Consider the following 20,770-nt stretch of genomic DNA (forward strand, 5'->3'; position numbering starts at 1 on the left):
CCTTCTCATCTTAATGTTAACCTTTATTCAGTTATTTAATCTTGACGCTTGTACCAATGAAAACTCAGGATACCAAGGGTAACCGCACCAATTGCAGCCCATAGACTCGATTTCTTTTCATTAGTCTGAGGTAACGTGGCCTTCTCGGACTGATGATCCGTAACCGTCATGGTCCGCTGCCGCCCCGTTTTCTGCATCATCGTAGCACCTTGATTGGCACTAAAAACATCCATTTTATCTCTTTTTGCCGTCGTCAGTAGTTTAATCATCGTGGGCTTCTGGAGTATTGGCTTCTTTTGTTGACTCTTATCAGGTGTCCCTTTTTCATCCTCATTGCCATCACCAATGACAGTCCCATTGTCACCATCCGTATCCGTATCAGGTGACGTTCCAGGATCAGTTGGCGTCGTGGACACTTGTTGCCAAACGTAGGTATCAGCCATCGTGGCCCCATCATAACTCGCATTTAACTGAGCGCTAGTATAAGTCGCCCCATTAGGTTTGTTCACTGTTCCAGTACCAACAGCTTGCCACAACCCTGTGTACGTATTAGTCACTGGAATATCAGGTAATTTAGCATTTTGGGTCGCGTCTCCAAGGGAGGTATTTGGCCCCAAAACAATTTCATGTAAACCAATTGTACCTAATAAGGCCTCGTTCACCGCACTAGTTCCACGGCCACCAGAAATCGTATCGAATCCAGACAGATTTAGTGAGGTTAAGGACGCATCACCCGAAAACATTCGGTTCATTTGAAGAAGTGCGTCAGGGTGCCAGTGACTCAGATCAAGATTTTTCAGTGAAGAATCACCGTAGAACATACTGGTAAAATAGGGCGAACTGGAGACATCCCACTTGCTGACATCGACGGTTGTCAGTAAAGGATCATTTTCAAAGGTCTCCACGAAATTCGTCACTGAACCTGTTTGCAGGCCAGCCACGTTAAGCGTAGTCAAATTAGACATGTTTGCAAAAGTACCACTTAAACTCTGCAGTTTTGATGTCTGCCAGTTGCTAAGATCCAAATGCGCGATCGCCGTTCCATCAAATAGGCTTTCGGCAGATAGTAAGTTTGAGACGTCCCAATTCTCAGCATCCACGTCAACCAATGAATCATCGCCAAACAACATCATGGTCATATCTGTAACCCGGTTGGTGCTAGACCCCAGCTTAAACCGCGTGATACTCATCGGGTGACTGCCAGTTCCATCGTATATCCCGCCAGAAACCATATTTGACATATCGGTCACATGACTTAAGTCTAGCGCACTCAGGTCAAGACTTTTTAGTGAGACATCCGAACTAAACATATTTGCCATACTTGTGACATTTGAAGCGTCAACATTCTCCCAGCCATCAATCTCGGTGAGATTGGTCCAAAACTGAAAGAAATAGTCGCTATTGGCTGGCAACACAATTTTGCCAAGACTACCGTCAAATATCAGCTTTGTGGCGTTAGCAAGCGTTTTCATTTTGTCGAGATTTCCACCAGTCACCGTGACAACGCCGTCGGTATCCTCCGTCCAATGAGACGTACCACTCGTACCAGACGCCTTAATCGTTGGTGTCGAGTCTCGAAGGAGGCCAATACGCGCTGATTTTTGTGGGTGCAGAGTGGCTTCCTTTTCGCCAGAATTAATCTGACTATCAACATCTGTTTTATCCTTAGCAATCGTCTTAGGAGCCGTTTCATCTGCTAATGCCGACGGTACCGTTGTTTTGGACGTATCCCCCGTGACTTTCGACTCCTTGGTATCACTTTCTTTAGATGTCGCGTCCTTGATGCTAGTATCACGAGTCGTTCCCAACTGTTGTGCCTGCGCCCCACTGGTGGGAACGCTTTTGAGGGCCATTTCATCAGCTGAGACACTCGTACCCCGATTGTTCGTTGCAGTGTCATTCGAGGAATCGACTGTATCCGCATGTGCTGTATCTACTCGCAGCCCCACGCCAGCAACAACGCTCAAAACGGCTAAGGTTGTCAATTTTTGCTTTGATGTCATCCTCAACTTCTTTGTCATGTGGTTAGATCTCTCCTTAAGATAAAAGTCTCGACAATGGGACATATTATAAACTTATTTATGGATAAAGTCTATACCATTCACAACTATTTTCAGTATATATGTTTCCCATATTATGCATGATGTCCTTTTGAGTGACTGATATCCATCGCTTATGGTCATGCACAATCACTGTATTTTATACATCATCGTCTCTGGGTGCGACATAAAAGGGACCGGCATAAGCCAGTCCCCATTTATATGCTATAAACGAATTATTTTAAACCTCGATTCACTCACAACCTACCCACAGAACCTTAACCACAGGAAAAAGTATTGGCCTGCTGCGATATTTCAGTCGCAAGCAGGATCAGAAACAAAAACCTCGGTCCACGATCAAGAAATACTGCCTCACATAGATATCAATGGCCACGAAGTCATTCGCTGTCCGACAACCTTCCTTGAATGAGCACGTCCTCTATAGCCTTGTCCACGGCCATTTAATCTTGACGCTTATACCAATGAAAACTCAGGATACCAAGGGTAACCGCACCAATTGCGGCCCATAGACTCGATTTCTTTTCATTAGTCTGAGGTAACGTGGCCTTCCCGGACTGATGATCCGTAACCGTCATGGTTGACTGATTCCGAGACTGCTTCTGGGACTGTTTCTGAGGCTGATTCGTCGTTACCGCGGCACCTTGCCCCGCACTAAGCGTGGTCATTTTATCGCCATCTGACATTGTCGTCGGTCGTGATGGCTTGTCCTTAGTCGCTGGCTTCTTAGTCTTGTTCTTATCAGTTGTCACAGTATCACCACCATTTTCACCGCCATCAGCAGTTGCCCCACTACCGCCATCCGTATCCGGTGTCGTCCCAGGATCGGTCGTTCCTGGATTATCTGGCGTCGTTCCTGGATTCGTCGGCGTAGTTGTCTTTGGTACCTGTTGCCAAACGTAGGTGTCAGCCATCGTTGCACCATCATAGCTAGTATTCAGCTGAGCACTGGTGTATGTTACACCGTTAGGCTTTTCCACAGTTCCAGTCCCGACAGCCTGCCATAAGCCAGTATAAGTGTCCGTTACTGGAATATCTGGCAATTCGGCATTTTGAGCCTCGGTTCCTAAAGATGTGTTGGGTCCGAGAACCAGTTCATGTAACCCCGTGGTGCCTTGTAAAGCTTCATTAACAACTGCCGTACCTTGACCACTAGAGAGCGTGTCAAACCCCGTCAGATCGAGCGACGTCAAGGCCGAATCCCCTTCAAACATGATATTCATTCGACGAATAGCCTGTGGACGCCAGTGGCTTAAGTCAAGCGTGGTTAAAGACGAATCATTGTGAAACATTGCTCCTAAGAATCGCGCACTGGAGACATCCCATTGACTCACGTCGACATCGTTCAATAATGAATCATTTTCGAAAAGCTGATTAAAGGCCGTCACCTGACCCGTTTGAAGACCCGCTGCACTAACCGAAATTAAATTTGGCATATGGGCAAAAGTACCACTCATTGAGTTAAGTGCCGGCGTTTGCCAATCGCTAAGATCCAAGCTACTCATAGCGGTCCCTTGAAGGAGCGCGTCAGCTATCTGCAAGCTTGAAACATTCCAATCGGCAACATCAACATCGGTTAACGAAGAATCCCCCATCAACATCATTGACATATCCGTCACGTGACTTGTGCTAGACCCAAGCTTCAAACTCGTTATGCCCATTGGGTGATTACCGGTCTCATCGACTATTCCCCCAGAGACCATCGCCGACATGTTCGTTACGTGGCTGAGATCTAAAGCACTTAAATCTAGACTTTTCAGTGACACATCCTGGCTAAACATATGCGACATATCGGTCACATTTGAAGCATCGACGTTCTCCCAACCATCGATCTCGGTCAAATTTGACCAATGTTGAAAGAAATCATTACTGAAGGACGGTAGAACAATCTTCCCCAGACTCCCATCAAAGATTAATTTGGTAGCGCTGTCAAAGAAATACATCTTGTCCGTCAATTTTCCACCTGTAATGGTTACCACACCGTCCGCGTCTTCGACCCAGTGAGCTGTTCCATTGTCACCTGACGCCTTGATCGTTGGTGCTGCATCAGCCCGGAGAAGATTGGCACGTGACATTGCCCCTAGTCTGAGGTTATTTTTGCTAGCAGTCGCTTGCCCAGTCTCAGAACCTGTTGTATCTGTTTTTTTGACTGTCACTGGGTCCTCATTAACAGATGACTCATCAGTCGTGACTGTTGGCGTTACCTGGGGTGTTTCCTTCGTCTTTTCAGGTTCGGTCACCGTCTGCTTGATGGTCGTCTCTTCTGGTTTTGCTTTCTCGGTGCTAGTATCGCTAACCACAGGTTTCGGCGTCCCAGTCGTAATCGTGGCCTGCTTAGTTGTCGTATCATTTGCCGTGGTACTGGTTCCGGTACCGCTATTTTCACCGTCGTTCACTGGAACTGTTGTAGCCGCATGGACTGTATCAACTTGTAATCCCATCCCAGCAACAGCGCCTAAAACCGCTAAAGTCGTCAACTTTTGTTTTGATGTCATCCTCAACTTTTTTGTCATGTGATTAACCCTCTTTTAAAAGTGTAACATTGCTAGTCATCTGGCTAAATTATAATCCTGGCCGATAGATAAGTCTATGGCTTTGCATAACTATTTTTATATGTACTTATTTCGCCTCTTTATTATTAAAGTCTTCTAAACAACTGGACTTGAAGGGATCCGGTTAGTCTTTACAGGACTATCATCAACTTCATCATCTTCAAAAATCATCCAAAGAAAAAAGAATGGCCTCAGCCATCCTTTCTTCACACTCTGTGAACTAGTCCTCCAAACAATCACTAGCTCACAACGGCCTCACGGAACCGTAACTGGGCGGCGACAATACCTCGAGTCGGCATTTCATCTGCTGGCAGAACTTGTACCTTGCCACCTTGTTTAGCCACCAATAGGGCTAAATCATTGTACAAATTGTTCTGTCGACTCAATGCCGTGGCAGTCGTCACCTCACCTGTCTCCAGCAGGTGACCGGAATGATTAGCGCCAGCCTGTAGCCACAGAGTCCCTAGTTGGCCCTGAACCGCCGCCGTCGCTAATGCCCCAACGTCCTGAACCACCCGTTCACGCGACCGGGCCTTGGCGTAGGCATCCTGACGGATCTGAGTTGCCTGCTCATGACGCAAGACACTTACCTTCACCGTTAGTTCTGTCAGGGATTGGTTGGCTGCCGCCAGATTGGTTCCCTGAACCAGACGAATCATCGGGTCCAAGTAGACATTCTGGGAGAGCTTCCGGAAGTTCCCTTGGTCGGCAGCCCCCGCTACCAGAATCAGGGGCACCTGGTCCACATTTGAGAAATGTTGGCTCACATAGTTATCTACGGCCATGAAGTAATTTCGCTGATCAGCGGCCTTCCCCGCATCGACAGACCCAGTACCACTATAATGTGTCCCAGCGCCAGCGGACCGTTGCCAACGACCACTGTCACGCAACTCACTGCCCAACGCCTGCTTCAATGTTACCGGTGCGTCCACCGGTAAGTTCACTAACTCTGCGCGGCCGCCCCGAACTTGTGCGAACTCAAATCCTTCCCCGTTGAGTAGTAAGAGATCATAGTCCCCAGTCACGTCCCGTGATTCCAAAATTGGCAACACGTTTGGCCGGATAGTTACCGTGACGGTCGGTTCAACCGCCGTGTGTAACCAATAATGATAACTATCCGTGGCGCCCGCCATAATTACGAGTCCCTGGGCACCACCATTAGTTAGTGATCCATGTTTGTAGGGTTCAAATGCACTCTCGTAGGCTGACCATCCACGATTAGGGGCGACTGCCAGTAACTGTTTTTTTCCAGCCGAGAGTAAACTATTGAACTGGGTCCGGTCAGCCGCGGGAACGCCCGTGATGGGTAAGATCAAGGTGACAAAGGGACCTGGCTTAGCGGCGAGCATTAGTGCAGCGTGTAAGTCGAAGTGATTTGCCATAGATGAAAACCTCCGTAGTCTTGTGAGTGACATTTTTCGATAATTTATTTCATATCGTTTCGATAAGTTTATAATATCACACAAAGTAAACTAATACAACTGCAATTATGAATCTGATAACTAAATAACCCTATTGTATAAATGATTGATCGTTTACAACCGCCTATTATCAGCTTTATCTACCAACTATTAAGAAAATCTAAATCTCAAATAACGAAAAAAAGCGTCACCCGACCTGCCCAGTCGTGTAACGCTTCCTTCTAATCAATTATCTGTTTTAATTAGTCTTTTTTCCGAATGGTAAACCCACGTCCACCTTCGGAACGCCGACCACCATTGTTGCTGTGTCGGTTGCGGTCGCCGCCACCATGATTACGTGAGTCATGGCTACGAGAACCGTGACGGTCACGATCGCCACCACGACGGTCTTGACGTTGACGATAGCCGCCACCATTTCCGTTACGACGATGGTTACCGCCACCACGATGGTAACCCCCACCGCCGTGACGCTTGCCACCACGTTTAGGCAATGGCCGTTCTGGCGTAATCTTAACTGGAACCTGACTACTGTCATCCTTGGTCAAATCGTTTAACAACGCTGCAACCAAGTCTTCAGCATCAAATTCATTCAAGAGAGCTTCAGCCGTCTTAGCAAACTTTTCGGTATCCGTCTTGTTAACAAGATCAGTAACCTTATCTTTAGCGGCACCTAATTGGCTAACCAAGGCTTCTTCATCCGAAGGTGGCTTCAATGGAAGCATGCGCACCTTCGTCAACTTTTCGATTTCACGCAGGTAGTCCATTTCGTTAGGTGTCACAAAGGTCATAGAAACCCCATGCTTCCCGGCACGACCGGTACGGCCGACACGGTGAACGTAACTATCTGGATCTTGTGGAATATCATAGTTGTACACGTGGGTCACATCGTTAATATCGATACCACGAGCGGCAACATCAGTTGCAACCAAAATATCTAACTTACCATGACGGAATTGGTTCATGATTTGTGTCCGACGCTTTTGCGTCAGGTCACCATGAATTCCGGCAGCATTGTAACCCCGGGCTTGCAGGCCATTAGAGATTTCATCCACCCGACGCTTAGTCCGAGTGAACACGATGGTCAAGTCTGGTGACTGAACATCGAAGAAACGCGTCATAACATCGAATTTTTCAAAGTCACGAGCACGAACGTAGAATTGATCGATCAAATCGGTCGTTAATTCCTTCGCCTTAATCTTCACATGCTTAGGTTCCTTCATGAATTGGACCCCGACCCGCTTGATTTCAGGTGGCATCGTTGCGGAGAAGAGCATCGTTTGACGCGCTTCTGGCAATTGTTTGATGATGTCCTCAATATCGTCCAAGAAACCCATGTTTAACATTTCATCGGCTTCATCGAGAACTAACATTTGAACGTGGTCCAGCTTCAAAGTTCGACGCCGAATGTGGTCGAGTAACCGACCTGGCGTCCCAACAATAACTTGTGGGTGATTCTTCAGGGATTTAATTTGGCGACGAATGTCCGCCCCACCGTAAACGACCTGGACGTTTGCCCGTTCGTTACGACCTAATTTATAAATTTCTTCTTGGGTTTGAATGGCTAATTCCCGTGTTGGGGATACAACCAGTGCTTGAACATTTGGATTGTTCTTATCGATCTTCTCTAAGATTGGTAAGGCAAATGCCGCAGTCTTCCCTGTCCCGGTTTGAGCTTGTCCAATAACGTCTTGACCCGCCAAAACCATGGGGATTGTCTCGGCTTGAATTGGGGTCGCTTCTTCATAACCTGCTGTCGTAACAGCCTTCAGTAGGTCTTCAGAAAGACCCAGTTCTTTAAACTTCAAAAATAATTTCCTCCTAATGGGTACATCGCCCCAGTGCCTCGTAGATCTTGGAAAAAATCCGTTTTCCATGGTGCGATTTACGATTGGCTAGAGCGGAGTAAGTTCGTTTCTTCAAATAAGCAACTAAACCATCATACATCGTGCCTACAAAATAAGCAACTCCCACGACTCATGGAAGTTGCCTCGTTGTTAACTTATTCTTGAACCGGATCCTGTAAGGCCGCTAACACTTGCTCTAAATGAATCCCATGGGACCCCTTTAATAAAATCTGATCGGCAGCCGTTAACGATCCCTGAAGATGTTTTGAAAGCGATGCCAGGTCATCCGCAGCAAAATGGGTCACAGCTAGATTGGGATAACGCTGTGCCAACTGCTCCTGCAAGGCCACCATGTGAGGGCCCACCAAGTAAACATGACTGATCGCTTGTGGATCGACGGCAGCCGCTAATCCGGCGTGCATAGCATCGGACTGATCACCCAACTCGAGCATGTCTCCCAGAACCACGACTCTTCGGCCGGTAACTGGCGTCTTCGAGAAGGCAGCCAGAACCTGTTTAACCGCCGTAGGATTGGAATTGTAGACATCACTCAAGATATCCTCGCCATTGCTCCCTTTAAGCCATTCTGCCCGATTCTCGGTCAGCGTGACATTGGCCAGCCCCTTCTGGGCATTCTCAGGGCGAATTCGATAAACCTTGGCGACTGCCAACGCAGCTAAAGCATTATTAACATTGTAGGTTCCAATCATAGGAATCGTGAAGGTCGTATCTGGCCATTCATTAGTCGTAAAGGTCGTTGCAGTCGATGTTCCCGCCACGTTGGTAGCAAAGAGATCATTATCCTCTCCCTGCCCAAAGGTAACCTGGCTTTGGGTCAGATCGGTCACGCGATCACGCAGCAACGGTTCATCCCCATTGTAGACCAAGGCGCCGTCGTCACTCAATCCGTGGGTGATCTCCATTTTTGCATCCGCAATCTTATCACGAGTTCCGAAGAATTCGATGTGTGCTTCACCAATCATCGTAATAATCGCCAGATCGGGGGACACAAGCTTGCTGAGAAAGTCAAGCTGACCGGGACGATCCATCCCCATCTCAACCACTAACATCTCAGTATTGGGTTCCATGGAAAGTACCGTCATTGGCACTCCAATCTCATTATTAAAATTAGCGTGGGTCTTGGTGACATTGAACTGAGTTGCTAAAATACTGGCAACCATGTCCTTGGTCGTCGTCTTCCCGTTACTACCAGTAATGGCTACAACTCGTGGATTAATCTTCATTAGATAATATTGAGCCAATGCTTGTAAGGCCTTCAATGAATCCGCAACCTGAATGATTGGAAAATTAGTTGGTGCCGTCGCTAAGTCACGCGCCCACAGGGTTGCAACCGCACCATGGTCAATGGCCGACTGAACGAATTGATGACCATCCTTTTCACCCGTCAGGGGAATAAAGAGCCCCCCTGGCTGGAGATGACGACTATCAAACGCCACACTCGTGACGCTCACATTTTCCCATTCTTTATAATCATTGATTGCTCCCACTGCATGAGCAATTTCAGCAAGCTGCATCTTCATGTTATTAAGGCTCCTATATTCCGGGAACAGTCGATTCATTCCCGCTTTAGTTTTGAGGGGTCGTCAGCCGCCTCATTATTCCTATTATTAAAATTCTGAATTTTATTATACCATGGATCACCAGGGCCTTGCTCAACCTGCTAAACAAAAACCACTGGCAACCTGACGTCCCAGTGGTTTACTCACGGTTAGATTAAATCCATCACATCGCTAAAGACCTGATTATCATGGATACTAAGCGCCCATTCTCGGGTAGCTAGATCGTAACGTAGACTAGCCACTTCACGGGAATCAGCATAAACTTCTTCTTGTGAATACCAGGTTCCCTGTCGCTCGGGATGGGTAATCGCTCTGATCGGAATGACATAGATTCGATGGCGTTCAACCAATTGGTCAAACGCGATAATCATACCATCCGCTAGCCCCTGAATCAGTTGCAACAAAATTTCATGTGGCACATCGCTAATGGCTAACGGCCGGGCAAAAACCCAACGATTATTATGCATTGCCCGCAAATGACGTTTGATGCTGACTTCTAAAATATGGTCAAAACTATTGAGGTGACGATAATAAATCTTGTAAAAACCGTCTCGAAGTGACAGATAGGCATAATCATTCTGTAACTTTGCATAGAACGGTGTCCGAATGTGCGTGTCCATGTGCGCTAAATAAAGTAATTCGGCAATCTCGTTAGGTAAGAGAAAATCCAGGTCATCTCCATGGGTGTAATCAAGCCACTTCACGGGGCGATCGTGCTTGCCCAACAAATAACGCCGAATCTGAGTCTGTCCGATTAGAGTCAAAAAGCGCGTATGCGGGTTAATTTCAGTATCATTATCGGCTTCTGCACTAAGCAAAAGGAGCTGATCCGGAATAGCTGGAACGCCATTCAAAAAATCAGCCGGTGATATTCCCAACGAATAAATCATATTCGTGACGGGTTCTAAATTTAAATAGATGAAATTTCCGCGCATACACTTACACTCTTCCCCTGGTCTCATGTTAATTGTACTACGAAACGGTCAATTAGCCGCGACTATTTTTTACATTTTTTCGAGGCGTGCAATTCGATCAGCAATTGGGGGATGGGTGGCAAACAAGTCCCCCATTTTCTTCTTGTTCTTAAATGGATCGCCAATATATAGCGCCGAACTGTTCGGATCAGCGGCACGCATGGGTTGACTGTCATCAATCTTGCGCAATGCACTGATGAGGCCCTGCGGATTCCGTGTGAGCGCGACGCTTGAGGCATCAGCCAAATACTCCCGATTACGAGACAAGGCCATCTGCGCGATACTAGCGGCCAATGGTGCCAAGATAATCAAGAGGATCGAAATGACAAGGCCGATGATGTTTCCACCAGAGTCTCGGTCATCGCTACGTCGACGACTGCCTCCCCACCAAAACCAATTGTTAGCAAAGCTGACGAGGAGCCCAATGGCAGAAGAGAGGGCGAGGGCAATGGTTTGTAGCCGGATATCGTAATTCCGCACGTGAGAAATCTCATGGCCGATCACGCCTTCTAGTTCCTCACGATCAAGTCGATCCATAATTCCCGTGGTCACGGCCACGGCAGCATGTGCCGGATCATTCCCGGTAGCGAAGGCATTGGGACTAGGGTCATCAATAATAAAGACTCGTGGCATCGGGACTTTCCCCACCAATGCCATGTCTTCAATCATGTGCCACAATTGTGGCGCCTGATCAACGCTTGTAATCTCCTTGGCATGGTTCATGCTCATCACCACGTTGGTCGATTGGCTAATCATGATCGCCATGTAAACCCCAGCAACCACGGCAGCAATAATCGTCCCGGAAACCCAATTCGACCAAAAGACGTCACCCAAAGCTGCCCCAAGTGCCAAGACGAGGAGGCCAAATCCGAACATGACGTAGCCCGTTCGCCGCTTGTTACTGGCAATTTGTTCATACAGCATGTTATCGCCTACTTACCTGTTATTTGAAATCATCAAAGTTAACCTTAGGTGTCGTTTTCTCTTCCTCAGGAACCTGAAGATACTCACTTCCTTGGAAGTTATGAATCTTGGCAACAATGTTACTTGGGAAGGATTGAATTTTCACAGTCATGCTAGCGACGGAACTGTTGTACAGTTGGCGTGAATAGGCAATCTTGTTTTCAGTATTCGTCAATTCTTCCATTAAGTTTGTGAATTGCGTGTTGGCCTTCAAATCCGGATAATTTTCGGACAAGGCAAATAGCGACCGCAACGTCGTCGACAGCTCGTTAGAAACGGCCATTGTCTTTTGATGGTCATCTGCGGGAATTGCTGTTAACTGGTTCCGTAACGCAACAACCTTCTTCAAGGTTCCTTGTTCATAGTTTGCATAGCCCTTGGTCGTTGAAACCAGGTTCGGAATTAAATCATTCCGTCGCTTTAGTTGAACGTCAATTTGACTCCACGACTCTTGGACGTAGGTTCGGGTCTTAATGAGTCCGTTGTAGGCACTCACATACCAAATCGCTAAAATTGCAACGACAACAATTAAAATTATCCAACCCATTCTAATCACTCCTTATCTAGTTTCTGGTAAACTCATCATAACAAATGGTTCTGGCAGAGACCAGTATGTCCGTCTGCCTTAACCAATAATTAGGAGGTTTCTCATGCAACACATTCTGTTTGTTTGCCTTGGTAACATCTGTCGGTCTCCCATGGCTGAGGCCATTTTTAACGATCTCTTAAAGCAGCGACACCTTACCCAATCATTCAGTGTCGCCTCTGTCGCAACAAGTGCCGAAGAAGAGGGAAATCCGCCACATCCTGGTGCGCAAGCTGTGATGCGAGCACACGGATTGAACGCCAGTGAGCATCGTTCCCGCCCAATCACAGCAGCAGACTTTGCATGGGCTGATACAATTATTACTATGGATCATGCTAACGTTGCGAACTTACAACGTTTAGCGCCCACTGCGGCCGACCAAGCCAAAGTTAAACTCTGTTTAGACATATTTCCTAATCGCCAAGGCGAAGCCATTGATGACCCTTGGTATACCCATAAATTCGAATTAACTTATCAGGAACTGGCTACCGCACTTCCAGCATGGTTGGATGCACTAGCCTAGGCCTAAGGGCGGCTAACTCATGCGTTTTAATGGTGATAACTGTCTAATCTTCGTCCTGGATTAGTCGGTTATCACCATTACGCAGAGTCGGCCGCCTTTTTTGGTCACTTTTGCCCCTGTATAAGTTTCTTCTCTTAACTTCGTTTGACTTGCTTTAGGGGGTATTCATCAACATCCAAGATATCTGGCCTGTGTAATTACCCACCACAGCCTCACTCCCCAGGCGTAAGATGACTCCTTGATTGTTTTCTGAGGAGATATGTGTCGTCGTTGACACACCGTCATTGATATGACTAGCAATTGTTTGTGCCGATGCCAAGGATAGCAGTTGGCCCCCCTTAAGGTATTGCAGATCGCCATCCAGCGATCGACCATCGTCTTGCTTAAGCTGGCTGGCCACGGCCTCCAAATGCCAACCGCTTCCCTTCCCTCGAGTGTCTTTGACTATCAAGTCAAGGGGTTGTGTCGACGCTAATTGCTGCTTGGATCCGGTTACGTTTCCCTTAAAGGTAACCTGTGGTGTTCCCGAGGTAAACGTTAACTCACTAATATAAATCATGACTGTTTCTGTCTGTGAGTTGTGGCTGGGATCTGGTCCCGTAGCCGTAATCGTTAGCTTATTGGTTTTTCTCGTGATAAACGATGCTGGGACCCCAATCGTGAACTGCCCCCGCTCGTCCTTGTCTTGGAGTACCTGTTCGAAAGAATGGCCATTAATGTTCATTTGAAGACGGATATCCGAGTTTTTCCAAGCCGGATTCTCGATGGCCACGCTTCCGGTAATGTAAGCCGCCTTATTCCGACTCACGGTCACGCTACTGGGCAGTGTTAACTTTAGGTCAAGTGTTGGTGCGACGGTGAATTCCGGAGTCGCCGTTTCGACAACCGCTTCTTTTCCATGGAACTGACTCTTGACGGGATCAATATGCCCTGTGCCGTCCTTGACCTTCCCCAGAAATGTAAACGTGGCTTCTGATGAAGAGGCGGATAGGCTAGTAGAAATCGAATGGACCAACTCATTGCGTGCAAGATCTGACACATCAAACATCTGAGTCTCTTCAGGTTCATTAGCCACTGTCAACTGACCAGATGAAAAGTCAATGTTGGTAGGCAGCTTTAGATCCGCCACAATATCACGCCAGCTCGTCTTACCACCTAGGTATCGCACATGATAATCAAGTTTGACTTGATCACCCTCTCGAACTTTCTTGGTCTGTGAAACATTCGTGTTCTGTGTCACGTTTGTCATACGAGTATCCGCCGAAACATCTACTAAATCTGGCACTTGATCAAAAACAACGAGATTATTCTCTGATAGCGAACCAGTAGCACCAGTGAATCCCCATTGTGCCTCATGTTTGCCGTTATCGATCTCAGACTTATCGAGATCAAAAGTCGCTTCTCTCTTATGACTGTCGGAACCAGTCTGAGGATCCTTATCATCGAATGCATAGGTAATATGTGCCTTACTGGTGTCGCCATTAACTTGTGGATTGTAATGCAGCGTAAAATGGTGCCACTTTTGATTGGATAAAAATTGGAAGGTATCTCCTTGGATCAGCCCCTTGTGTTTTAAGGACGTATAATACGCCGTTTCTTTCTCTCCCAAAAGGTGTCCAAAAAAATCCGAGACATCTTGTGTAATTTCGTTAGATTGGTAGCTGTTCGTGTTACCAGGATAATTCGCGGCAATGTGAGGGAAATCTAGGCCCTGGTCGGCATCAAACGAATCCCACTTTCCAGCCATTTCAAAGGTATTACTCTTATTAACGAACGAATCAAATTCAATCGCCCAGCTCTTCTGAATCGCCGAGGCCGCTATCTTATCCGGAACAGAAGCCTTAGGATCCGTATCCGCTCCCCAGACACCCAGTGTCTCTCCAAGCGTGTCACCTGGGTGCAAACTGTCTGGCAGACGAGTTGTTGCTGACGTACCACGTGGATCATTCTGTAAGACAAATGCCATGCCATCTCCGGTCTGGGCAATATTGGGATCCACATAATCTCTCCCGCCAAAATACAACCACATAGAGACTGTTTGGGGTTCATCTAACCGAAAAGTGTTATCGTCTGTTGACCAAATACTCCCAACCTGTCCCTTACCATCAGTGATTTTAACCGCCTGTGTATCTTGCACCGCTGCGTTCTGACTGTCCACAATCTCCGCGTGATTGTTTAAAGACGTCCCTGGCACAAAGTAATCTTTGAGTCGAATCCCCTGTGGTGTCGTCCTCAAAGCATTCGTCAAATCATCCGTATTGCTAGCCAATGCGGACATACTTGGTTCCCAAAGAAAACACCCCCAAAGAATACTGATCAGGACGAATCTGATCGCCTTCATCTATCTCTAACCCCTTTCTCTCCCTAGTCATTCGAGAAATTGTCATCATCGCCTCCTAGTCGCGACGATGATAACGCCATCATTATTAAAATTATAGTTTAACTGATTTAATAATAACAGTATGTATTGTTTTAAAACAGTATAACATGGTTGCCAGTAAATACCAGTAAAAATCCCGATATAACAGTATTTATAAGGAGGGCGCTTACGACATCTTCCTGTGTTAAATACATTTGCTGGTTGCCTAATTGTCCATTCTCGTCATTATGCTGACTGAATACCGAAGGCAACTTCAATCGCGCCTTTTGAACATCAAGGTTGACCTTTGACCTGGTTGCCGCCCCCTTTGATGAAGCAATAAGAATCATTACATTCAGTTTCTAGCAATGGCCGATGACACAAAAAAAGCCAGCCCTCATCGGCTGGCTTTCAACATTCTTCTACTTCAGTTAATTGGTCGCTGGCGTATTATCCAAAGACCAGTAAACTGTAGACATATAAGACCCCTGGATGGCACCGGCATTTGCCTTTAACAGCACGCCATTCTTACTGTTCCAACCACCAGTCACATTGACCTGATCATTATCAGAATCCGTTGTGTGCGTATCAATCACGGCAGAGCCTTGTGTTAGACTCTGCTCACCATTGGCACCGGCATACACCAGATCACCGTCCAAAGTTCCCCGAAGCCGACTAATAATCGGATCGGCGGTTGCCGTCAATGTCCATTTATCACCCGTCCCTATCGTATCGCTGACTTGAACATTCCAACTACTGTCAGCGGGATAGCTCACCGCGGATCCGGTCAGATTCTGTGGATGGTCGACATTAAAGGTCGCCTTAGGGTTAACAATCAGGTCCAACGACCCATCCTTTAACGTAATCGTATATTTAACATCATTCCCCGAGTTAACCCCATTGTTATCAGTAGCATACATCTCGAGCTGATTGCCATCAGCTAGTCCAGAAATAAGACTTGAGGCTGGAATAGTGTAACTAAATTCTCCGGGCGAATCGTCATTACTCAACGTGGTCGTGGGGAGATTAATCCCGTTCATCTGTGGGTGTAAGGTAATATTATTGTTAGTGGCATTACCAATTAGATACTTAATCTGCCCCGTAATCGTAACATCCTTAGCAGCAGTCAATGACTGGCTCCCTTGTAACCCATCAGCCGAAATGTGATCACCCGTTAAGGCCATCGTCATCGCGCCAGTGGCCTTTTTAACAATGAACCCACTGACAGAAGCATTCATCATGGCGTTCGATCCTTCAAACGAGCTACTCGTCCCCTTAACCGTCGTCTGGTCAGCATCACCAGATACCGCTACCCCATTCAAGGTAATATCAGCAGAAGCATTTGGTGCCGTATCGCCATCTTTTTTCGTATTTAGGTTCTCAAGCGACTTGCTCAGGCTTTGACCGGTTGAGTCATCCGTCTTTAAGTCACTAATAGTATCAGTATCACCATTCGCGTACTTGATCTTAGCGTTCTTAAAACTAATATTCGTGGGTAAATTCAGCTTAGCGACAATGTCCTTCCACGACTCACGGCCACTCGTGTACTTCAGATTGAAGTTTAAGGACATCCGGTCACCATCGTTAACCGTGTCTGTATCCTGATCAATGACCTTATCAGACTGTGAGGCGTCCGTCAAAGTCGCGGCTGCCTTACCATTCACCAGCCCAGGAACTTGATCAAAGACTACCATATTAGGTTCCGTTCTGGTCCCCGTTGAGCTTGTAAAGCCCCAGCGTACCAGACCGTCGGAACCCACGCCTAAGTCCTTCTGAGGATCAATCTTAATGGGACCACTTGTATACGTTGGGTGCCCTGTCTCTGGATTCTCATCGCCCGCCTGAGGATCTTCATCATCATAAGTATAGGTCATCTCGTCTGTAGAACTGTTCCACCTCATCGTCACATGGCGCCAATTCCCATTATCTAGAAAAGTGAAAGACTTGGTGGTATTGCCCTCTCGTAACATATTTTTGTGAATTAAGGTGGCATACGTGTAATTTGATGTTGTCGTCACATAGTTAGGGAAGAAAACTGATCCCATATTCGTTGTCGTTGATTCCGTTGCCCCAAGATTGCTCTGGTAACTACTCCCCTTTCCGGGGAAATTTGACGCAATATGCGGTCCAGAGATCCCTTGATCAAAGACTGACACATTGCCAGCCTTAAGGGTTGTCAAGGCACTTTTTGTATTGTCTAAAGAAGCATTCTTATTAGCTTGGGTATCAAATTCCACGGCCCAACTGTTTTGAATAGCCAGCTTGGCCATGGCATCCGTATCAATAGGCTTTGCGGTATCCGTTCGCGTATCCGTCCCCCAAACACCCAGCGTTTGCCCGGTACTGGGTGTGCCATCGCCCTTCTTGGCGATGGCATTGACCCCAGCTGGATCATTTTGCATGACGAAAGCCATCCCGTCACCACCAACGGTTCCACGATTATCACCAAAATACATCCACATTGAAGCCGTCTGATCTTCATTCAAATTCATTTTCGCAGCATCAGTCGTCCAAATAGCCCCAACTTGGTTATTAGCACTCGTTAAAATAACTGCCTTCCCTGCTCCAAAGCTAGTATCACCAAGTGTGGCCGCATTCCCAGCAATATTTCCAGTCGTGAAGTAACTGTTGACTGCAATTCCTTTTGGCGCAGTCGGTAGCAACTGTGTCGCCGTTTTGACAGCCTGCGCTCTCAATGGGCGACCACCCATGACCAGCCCAACCATAACTGCCAGCCCACCTAGCAAAATCGATTTAATCTTCACGTTCATCTCTCCTTTGACCACTAAAAAGTCGGCAACTACTAGTCATCGTCGTCTCGTTCTTGATAGTCCTTTATGTGGTGCCTTTATGCAGCATGATAAGTCTGGTCGACCTGTTAATTAACTGAATAATCTTAACTCTCAACAAAGAAAGATGAGAAGCGTGCAACCGATTGAAATCATACTTTTAACCTCGCGAGCATTCGATCTTAAAAAGCAAATACCCGTTGACTACTTTTGCTATTAATAAAACTAATTATAAGACGTTTAGTCCCAAAACTCAACCCAAATGTTTGCCCTGACGGTAAAGTAGGCCCTTTCTGGACGTACAAAAATGCATAATTCATCAATTGCACACCTTAATAATTATGTCCTAAATTTAATTTAACGGCCAAATCAACAATGAAATCGATCCCACGCGTGTGAAGAAAATGATGACCATGTATAATTAATCAGTTTTTCTCTTTTTATAAATCTTAAAATGATCGAATTTGTCTGCCTATGTCCTGCCACATCGAGTAACCGTGAATGAATTGGCACGACTCACTTCGAATGACTAATTAAAGAAGACCACCCCAAATAAAAAAGCCAGGACATCGTCCCAGCCTTTCATACCATACGATTACTTCTGATCTTCATCATCCTTGCGACGATTCTTCCACAAGAGGTAAATAATGATCGCGATGAGGATCAGAATGATTACACCACCAGCCACGAACCACCAGAAATAACTCTTTTTTTGTGGCGTATTGTACTTGTTCTGAAGCTGTCCAATTCGTTTCTGAGTCAATTTGAAGTTCTTAACAAAATGCCAGTGATAGCCACCCTTGGCGTATGCATCGAGGGTTAATGTGTAAGTTCCCGCTTTCATCTGCGTATCCCCAAAGGGAATGGCATAGTCAAAGTTACTATTGGGAGCCATCGCAAGATTCGATTTTTCATTACTCAAGACAGCCTTGGTACTGCCTTCTTTGGTCACCTTAGTCTTTACGCGAAGCTGATTCATCAGACCTGGGCGTGGATTTTGCAAGTTGGCCTCAACTTGGTTGTACTTATTGAACTGGCCAACCTTGACTGTGTTCAATACCATATCTGGGGCAACGTCAACACTATCTTCACGCAAGCGAACCCCAATCACATAGGCGAAAGCATTCTTGATGCTAACACCCTTCTTGGCCTTGGAACTGTCGTTTGAGGTCAGTTGCTTAACGTTGATACCACCTAAGATCATTCCATCAATTTTCTTGGCAGGCATCTTGTAAGTGACGTAAACTGTCTTTTTACTCTTAGCCGGTACCGAGACCTTCTGAGTTTTATCCCCAAAAATATCCTTGATTCCTACCTTCAGCGTACTATCACGCTTAGGATTGGACTGACTATAATCGACAACCCCATTCGGATTAGTGATCGCCTGATTAACACCAATTTGATAGTCTTTGGTCTTCTTCCCCGTGTTAGTAATGACAACCCCTAATTTTTGCTTTTGGTTGGGCTTTACCCGTAAGGCAAAGTAAGTGACCTTCTTGTCATCCTGATTTTTGGGCAAGATAGCACTTACTGTATACCCAACGCTCTCAGCGTGGGCGACCTGTGACAATCCGCCAACTGTGAGAACTAACGTCCCAACTGCTACTAATAACCGTAACCACTTTTTCATGATTATTTCGGCCTCCATATTCAATTGTTAATAGGTTCATTGTAACAAAGAAAGCGGTGGCTGTCGCCACCGCTTTCTTTAAGACTCGTTTTATGGCGTATCCGTTAACTGCCAAGAAAACTCCCCAGCATATTGTTGCTGTTTGGTTACCTGGTTCGCGTTAACAAACAAACGCGCTAATAATTTAGGTTGATAGTTCAGTCGCATGATCCAGGTCCCCAGACCTGCATCCTTCTTAGCCTGAGCAACCAATGCTGAAATACCTAATGGCAACTCTTGATCACCAGCAACAGTCACAGTGGGTTTGCCACTCACTGTATCGGCATAACGCGGCGTAAACTTTGACCGTCCTAAGGTGAACGATGCCGCAGAAATTACCGAATGATCCTTCTGGCCAACCATGAGGCTCGGTGTCACATAGAGTTTCCACCCATGACCGTTGTAACGCCGATCACTGATCTGGACAAAGGCCTTGGTATTCATACCTGTCGCTGTAATGAGCCGACCGGTTAATCTAGCATCCTGCTTAAACTTGATATTCGAGACATAATCCAAAGTCAGAGGTCCAGTTGACCCAGTTCCCGGATTATCTGGATCCTCAGGATCACCGGTGAAATTTCCATCCGGGTTGTCCGGATCAACAGGCTTCACGTCGGTATCCGTATCACCTGGCGTTAGGACTGTCGACGCCGACGTCTTGGATGGATCAGCGGCTGATGCGACTTCCCGTGGCGATGCAAATGCTAGGCTCGGGCCGAGCACTAAGGCAGCCACGACTGAAGCGAGCGTCTTAGTCACCACACAGCCCTCCTTTGCTTAAAGGCAACGGGTCATTGACACCTTAGGCTGGCGTGTTAGTTAACGTCCAAGTCAACTTTGACGTGTACGTATCAGCCTTGTTACCCGCAGCAACCTTGAAGCTGGCATCCTTCGCCGCATAGTTAGCCATCCAAGTTCCGACACCTTCACCAGTTGCGGCATGGAAGACCATTTGGTTGGTTTGACCTGCTGATGCAAAACTTAATGCACTACCGGCAGTAACCGTCCCCTTGTTAGCTGAATCCTCAGCGGAAACCGTTGGGGCACCAAACATCATTTCACTTGCATTTAATGATGACTTGCCATCGCTACCGACGAAAGCGGCGGAAGCAACTTGTACATTCCAGCCAGAAGCAGTACCTGGATCATTAACCGTAACCGTACCAGGAGTTGCGTCTTTGTTAGTAGAATCTGGATTAGTGGTAAAGACACCACCCGTAAAGGTTTGTGTGTCCCCATTGAGCTGACCGCTAAACGAAACATCAGGCGCTGAAAGTAACTTAATCCCACCGGCACCAGTCGTCGTGTCCCCAGGGGTCAGTTCAACTGTTGCGGTTGTGTATTTGGGATCAGTTGCCGTTTCAGCAGCATTAGCGGTAACCGTACTTAATCCAAATCCAGCAACGATAGCTGCAGTAGCAAGTAATTGTAAAGTCTTCTTAGTCATAATAAA

The 20,770-nt window shown here is 46.7% G+C and carries 14 protein-coding genes; 1 reads left to right on the forward strand and 13 read right to left on the reverse strand.

What is annotated here, in order from left to right; translation table 11 throughout:
• Window positions 1-35 precede the first annotated feature (35 nt).
• From EKM71_RS07960 to EKM71_RS07995, 8 genes are all read right to left on the reverse strand, one after another.
• Window positions 36-2,021: a BspA family leucine-rich repeat surface protein gene (locus EKM71_RS07960; RefSeq protein WP_164504760.1), complete on the reverse strand. Its 1,986-nt coding sequence runs from the start codon at window positions 2,019-2,021 to the stop codon at window positions 36-38.
• Window positions 2,022-2,500: 479 nt separating this feature from the next.
• Window positions 2,501-4,570, reverse strand: a complete 2,070-nt coding sequence (locus EKM71_RS07965; RefSeq protein ID WP_125574082.1) for a BspA family leucine-rich repeat surface protein — start codon at window positions 4,568-4,570, stop codon at window positions 2,501-2,503.
• A gap of 278 nt (window positions 4,571-4,848) precedes the next feature.
• Window positions 4,849-5,991, reverse strand: coding sequence for a baeRF6 domain-containing protein (locus EKM71_RS07970; protein WP_125574083.1), 1,143 nt, complete (start codon window positions 5,989-5,991; stop codon window positions 4,849-4,851).
• A gap of 281 nt (window positions 5,992-6,272) precedes the next feature.
• On the reverse strand, window positions 6,273-7,835 hold the full coding sequence (locus tag EKM71_RS07975; protein WP_125574084.1) for a DEAD/DEAH box helicase: 1,563 nt from the start codon (window positions 7,833-7,835) through the stop codon (window positions 6,273-6,275).
• 194 nt (window positions 7,836-8,029) lie between these two features.
• A complete protein-coding gene (locus EKM71_RS07980) occupies window positions 8,030-9,415 on the reverse strand; it encodes a UDP-N-acetylmuramoyl-tripeptide--D-alanyl-D-alanine ligase (protein WP_125574085.1) in 1,386 nt (461 codons plus the stop codon).
• Between the two features lie 188 nt (window positions 9,416-9,603).
• Window positions 9,604-10,389, reverse strand: a complete 786-nt coding sequence (locus EKM71_RS07985; protein ID WP_125574086.1) for a hypothetical protein — start codon at window positions 10,387-10,389, stop codon at window positions 9,604-9,606.
• Between the two features lie 69 nt (window positions 10,390-10,458).
• Complete coding sequence (htpX, locus tag EKM71_RS07990; RefSeq protein ID WP_125574087.1) at window positions 10,459-11,352, reverse strand: zinc metalloprotease HtpX; 894 nt, start codon at window positions 11,350-11,352, stop codon at window positions 10,459-10,461.
• 19 nt (window positions 11,353-11,371) lie between these two features.
• Complete coding sequence (locus tag EKM71_RS07995; RefSeq protein WP_125574088.1) at window positions 11,372-11,938, reverse strand: LemA family protein; 567 nt, start codon at window positions 11,936-11,938, stop codon at window positions 11,372-11,374.
• Window positions 11,939-12,041: 103 nt separating this feature from the next.
• On the opposite strand from EKM71_RS07995, the gene EKM71_RS08000 reads away from it, so the two are divergent.
• Window positions 12,042-12,500: a low molecular weight protein-tyrosine-phosphatase gene (locus tag EKM71_RS08000; RefSeq protein ID WP_125574089.1), complete on the forward strand. Its 459-nt coding sequence runs from the start codon at window positions 12,042-12,044 to the stop codon at window positions 12,498-12,500.
• Window positions 12,501-12,654: 154 nt separating this feature from the next.
• On the opposite strand, the gene EKM71_RS08005 is transcribed toward EKM71_RS08000, so the two are convergent.
• From EKM71_RS08005 to EKM71_RS08025, 5 genes are all read right to left on the reverse strand, one after another.
• A complete protein-coding gene (locus EKM71_RS08005) occupies window positions 12,655-14,841 on the reverse strand; it encodes a WxL domain-containing protein (RefSeq protein ID WP_125574090.1) in 2,187 nt (728 codons plus the stop codon).
• Between the two features lie 449 nt (window positions 14,842-15,290).
• The gene (locus EKM71_RS08010; RefSeq protein ID WP_125574091.1) at window positions 15,291-17,624 is read right to left on the reverse strand and encodes an L-type lectin family protein; all 2,334 of its coding nucleotides are present in this window, start codon (window positions 17,622-17,624) and stop codon (window positions 15,291-15,293) included.
• Between the two features lie 619 nt (window positions 17,625-18,243).
• Window positions 18,244-19,278 carry a DUF916 and DUF3324 domain-containing protein gene (locus tag EKM71_RS08015; RefSeq protein WP_225418021.1) on the reverse strand — a complete coding sequence of 345 codons (1,035 nt, stop codon included), beginning with the start codon at window positions 19,276-19,278 and terminating at the stop codon, window positions 18,244-18,246.
• Between the two features lie 90 nt (window positions 19,279-19,368).
• The gene (locus EKM71_RS08020; RefSeq protein WP_164504761.1) at window positions 19,369-20,076 is read right to left on the reverse strand and encodes a WxL domain-containing protein; all 708 of its coding nucleotides are present in this window, start codon (window positions 20,074-20,076) and stop codon (window positions 19,369-19,371) included.
• 43 nt (window positions 20,077-20,119) lie between these two features.
• Window positions 20,120-20,764, reverse strand: coding sequence for a WxL domain-containing protein (locus EKM71_RS08025; protein ID WP_125574094.1), 645 nt, complete (start codon window positions 20,762-20,764; stop codon window positions 20,120-20,122).
• Window positions 20,765-20,770: the final 6 nt, after the last annotated feature.

The sequence above is a fragment of the Levilactobacillus huananensis genome (assembly GCF_003946145.1).
GTDB lineage: Bacteria > Bacillota > Bacilli > Lactobacillales > Lactobacillaceae > Levilactobacillus > Levilactobacillus huananensis.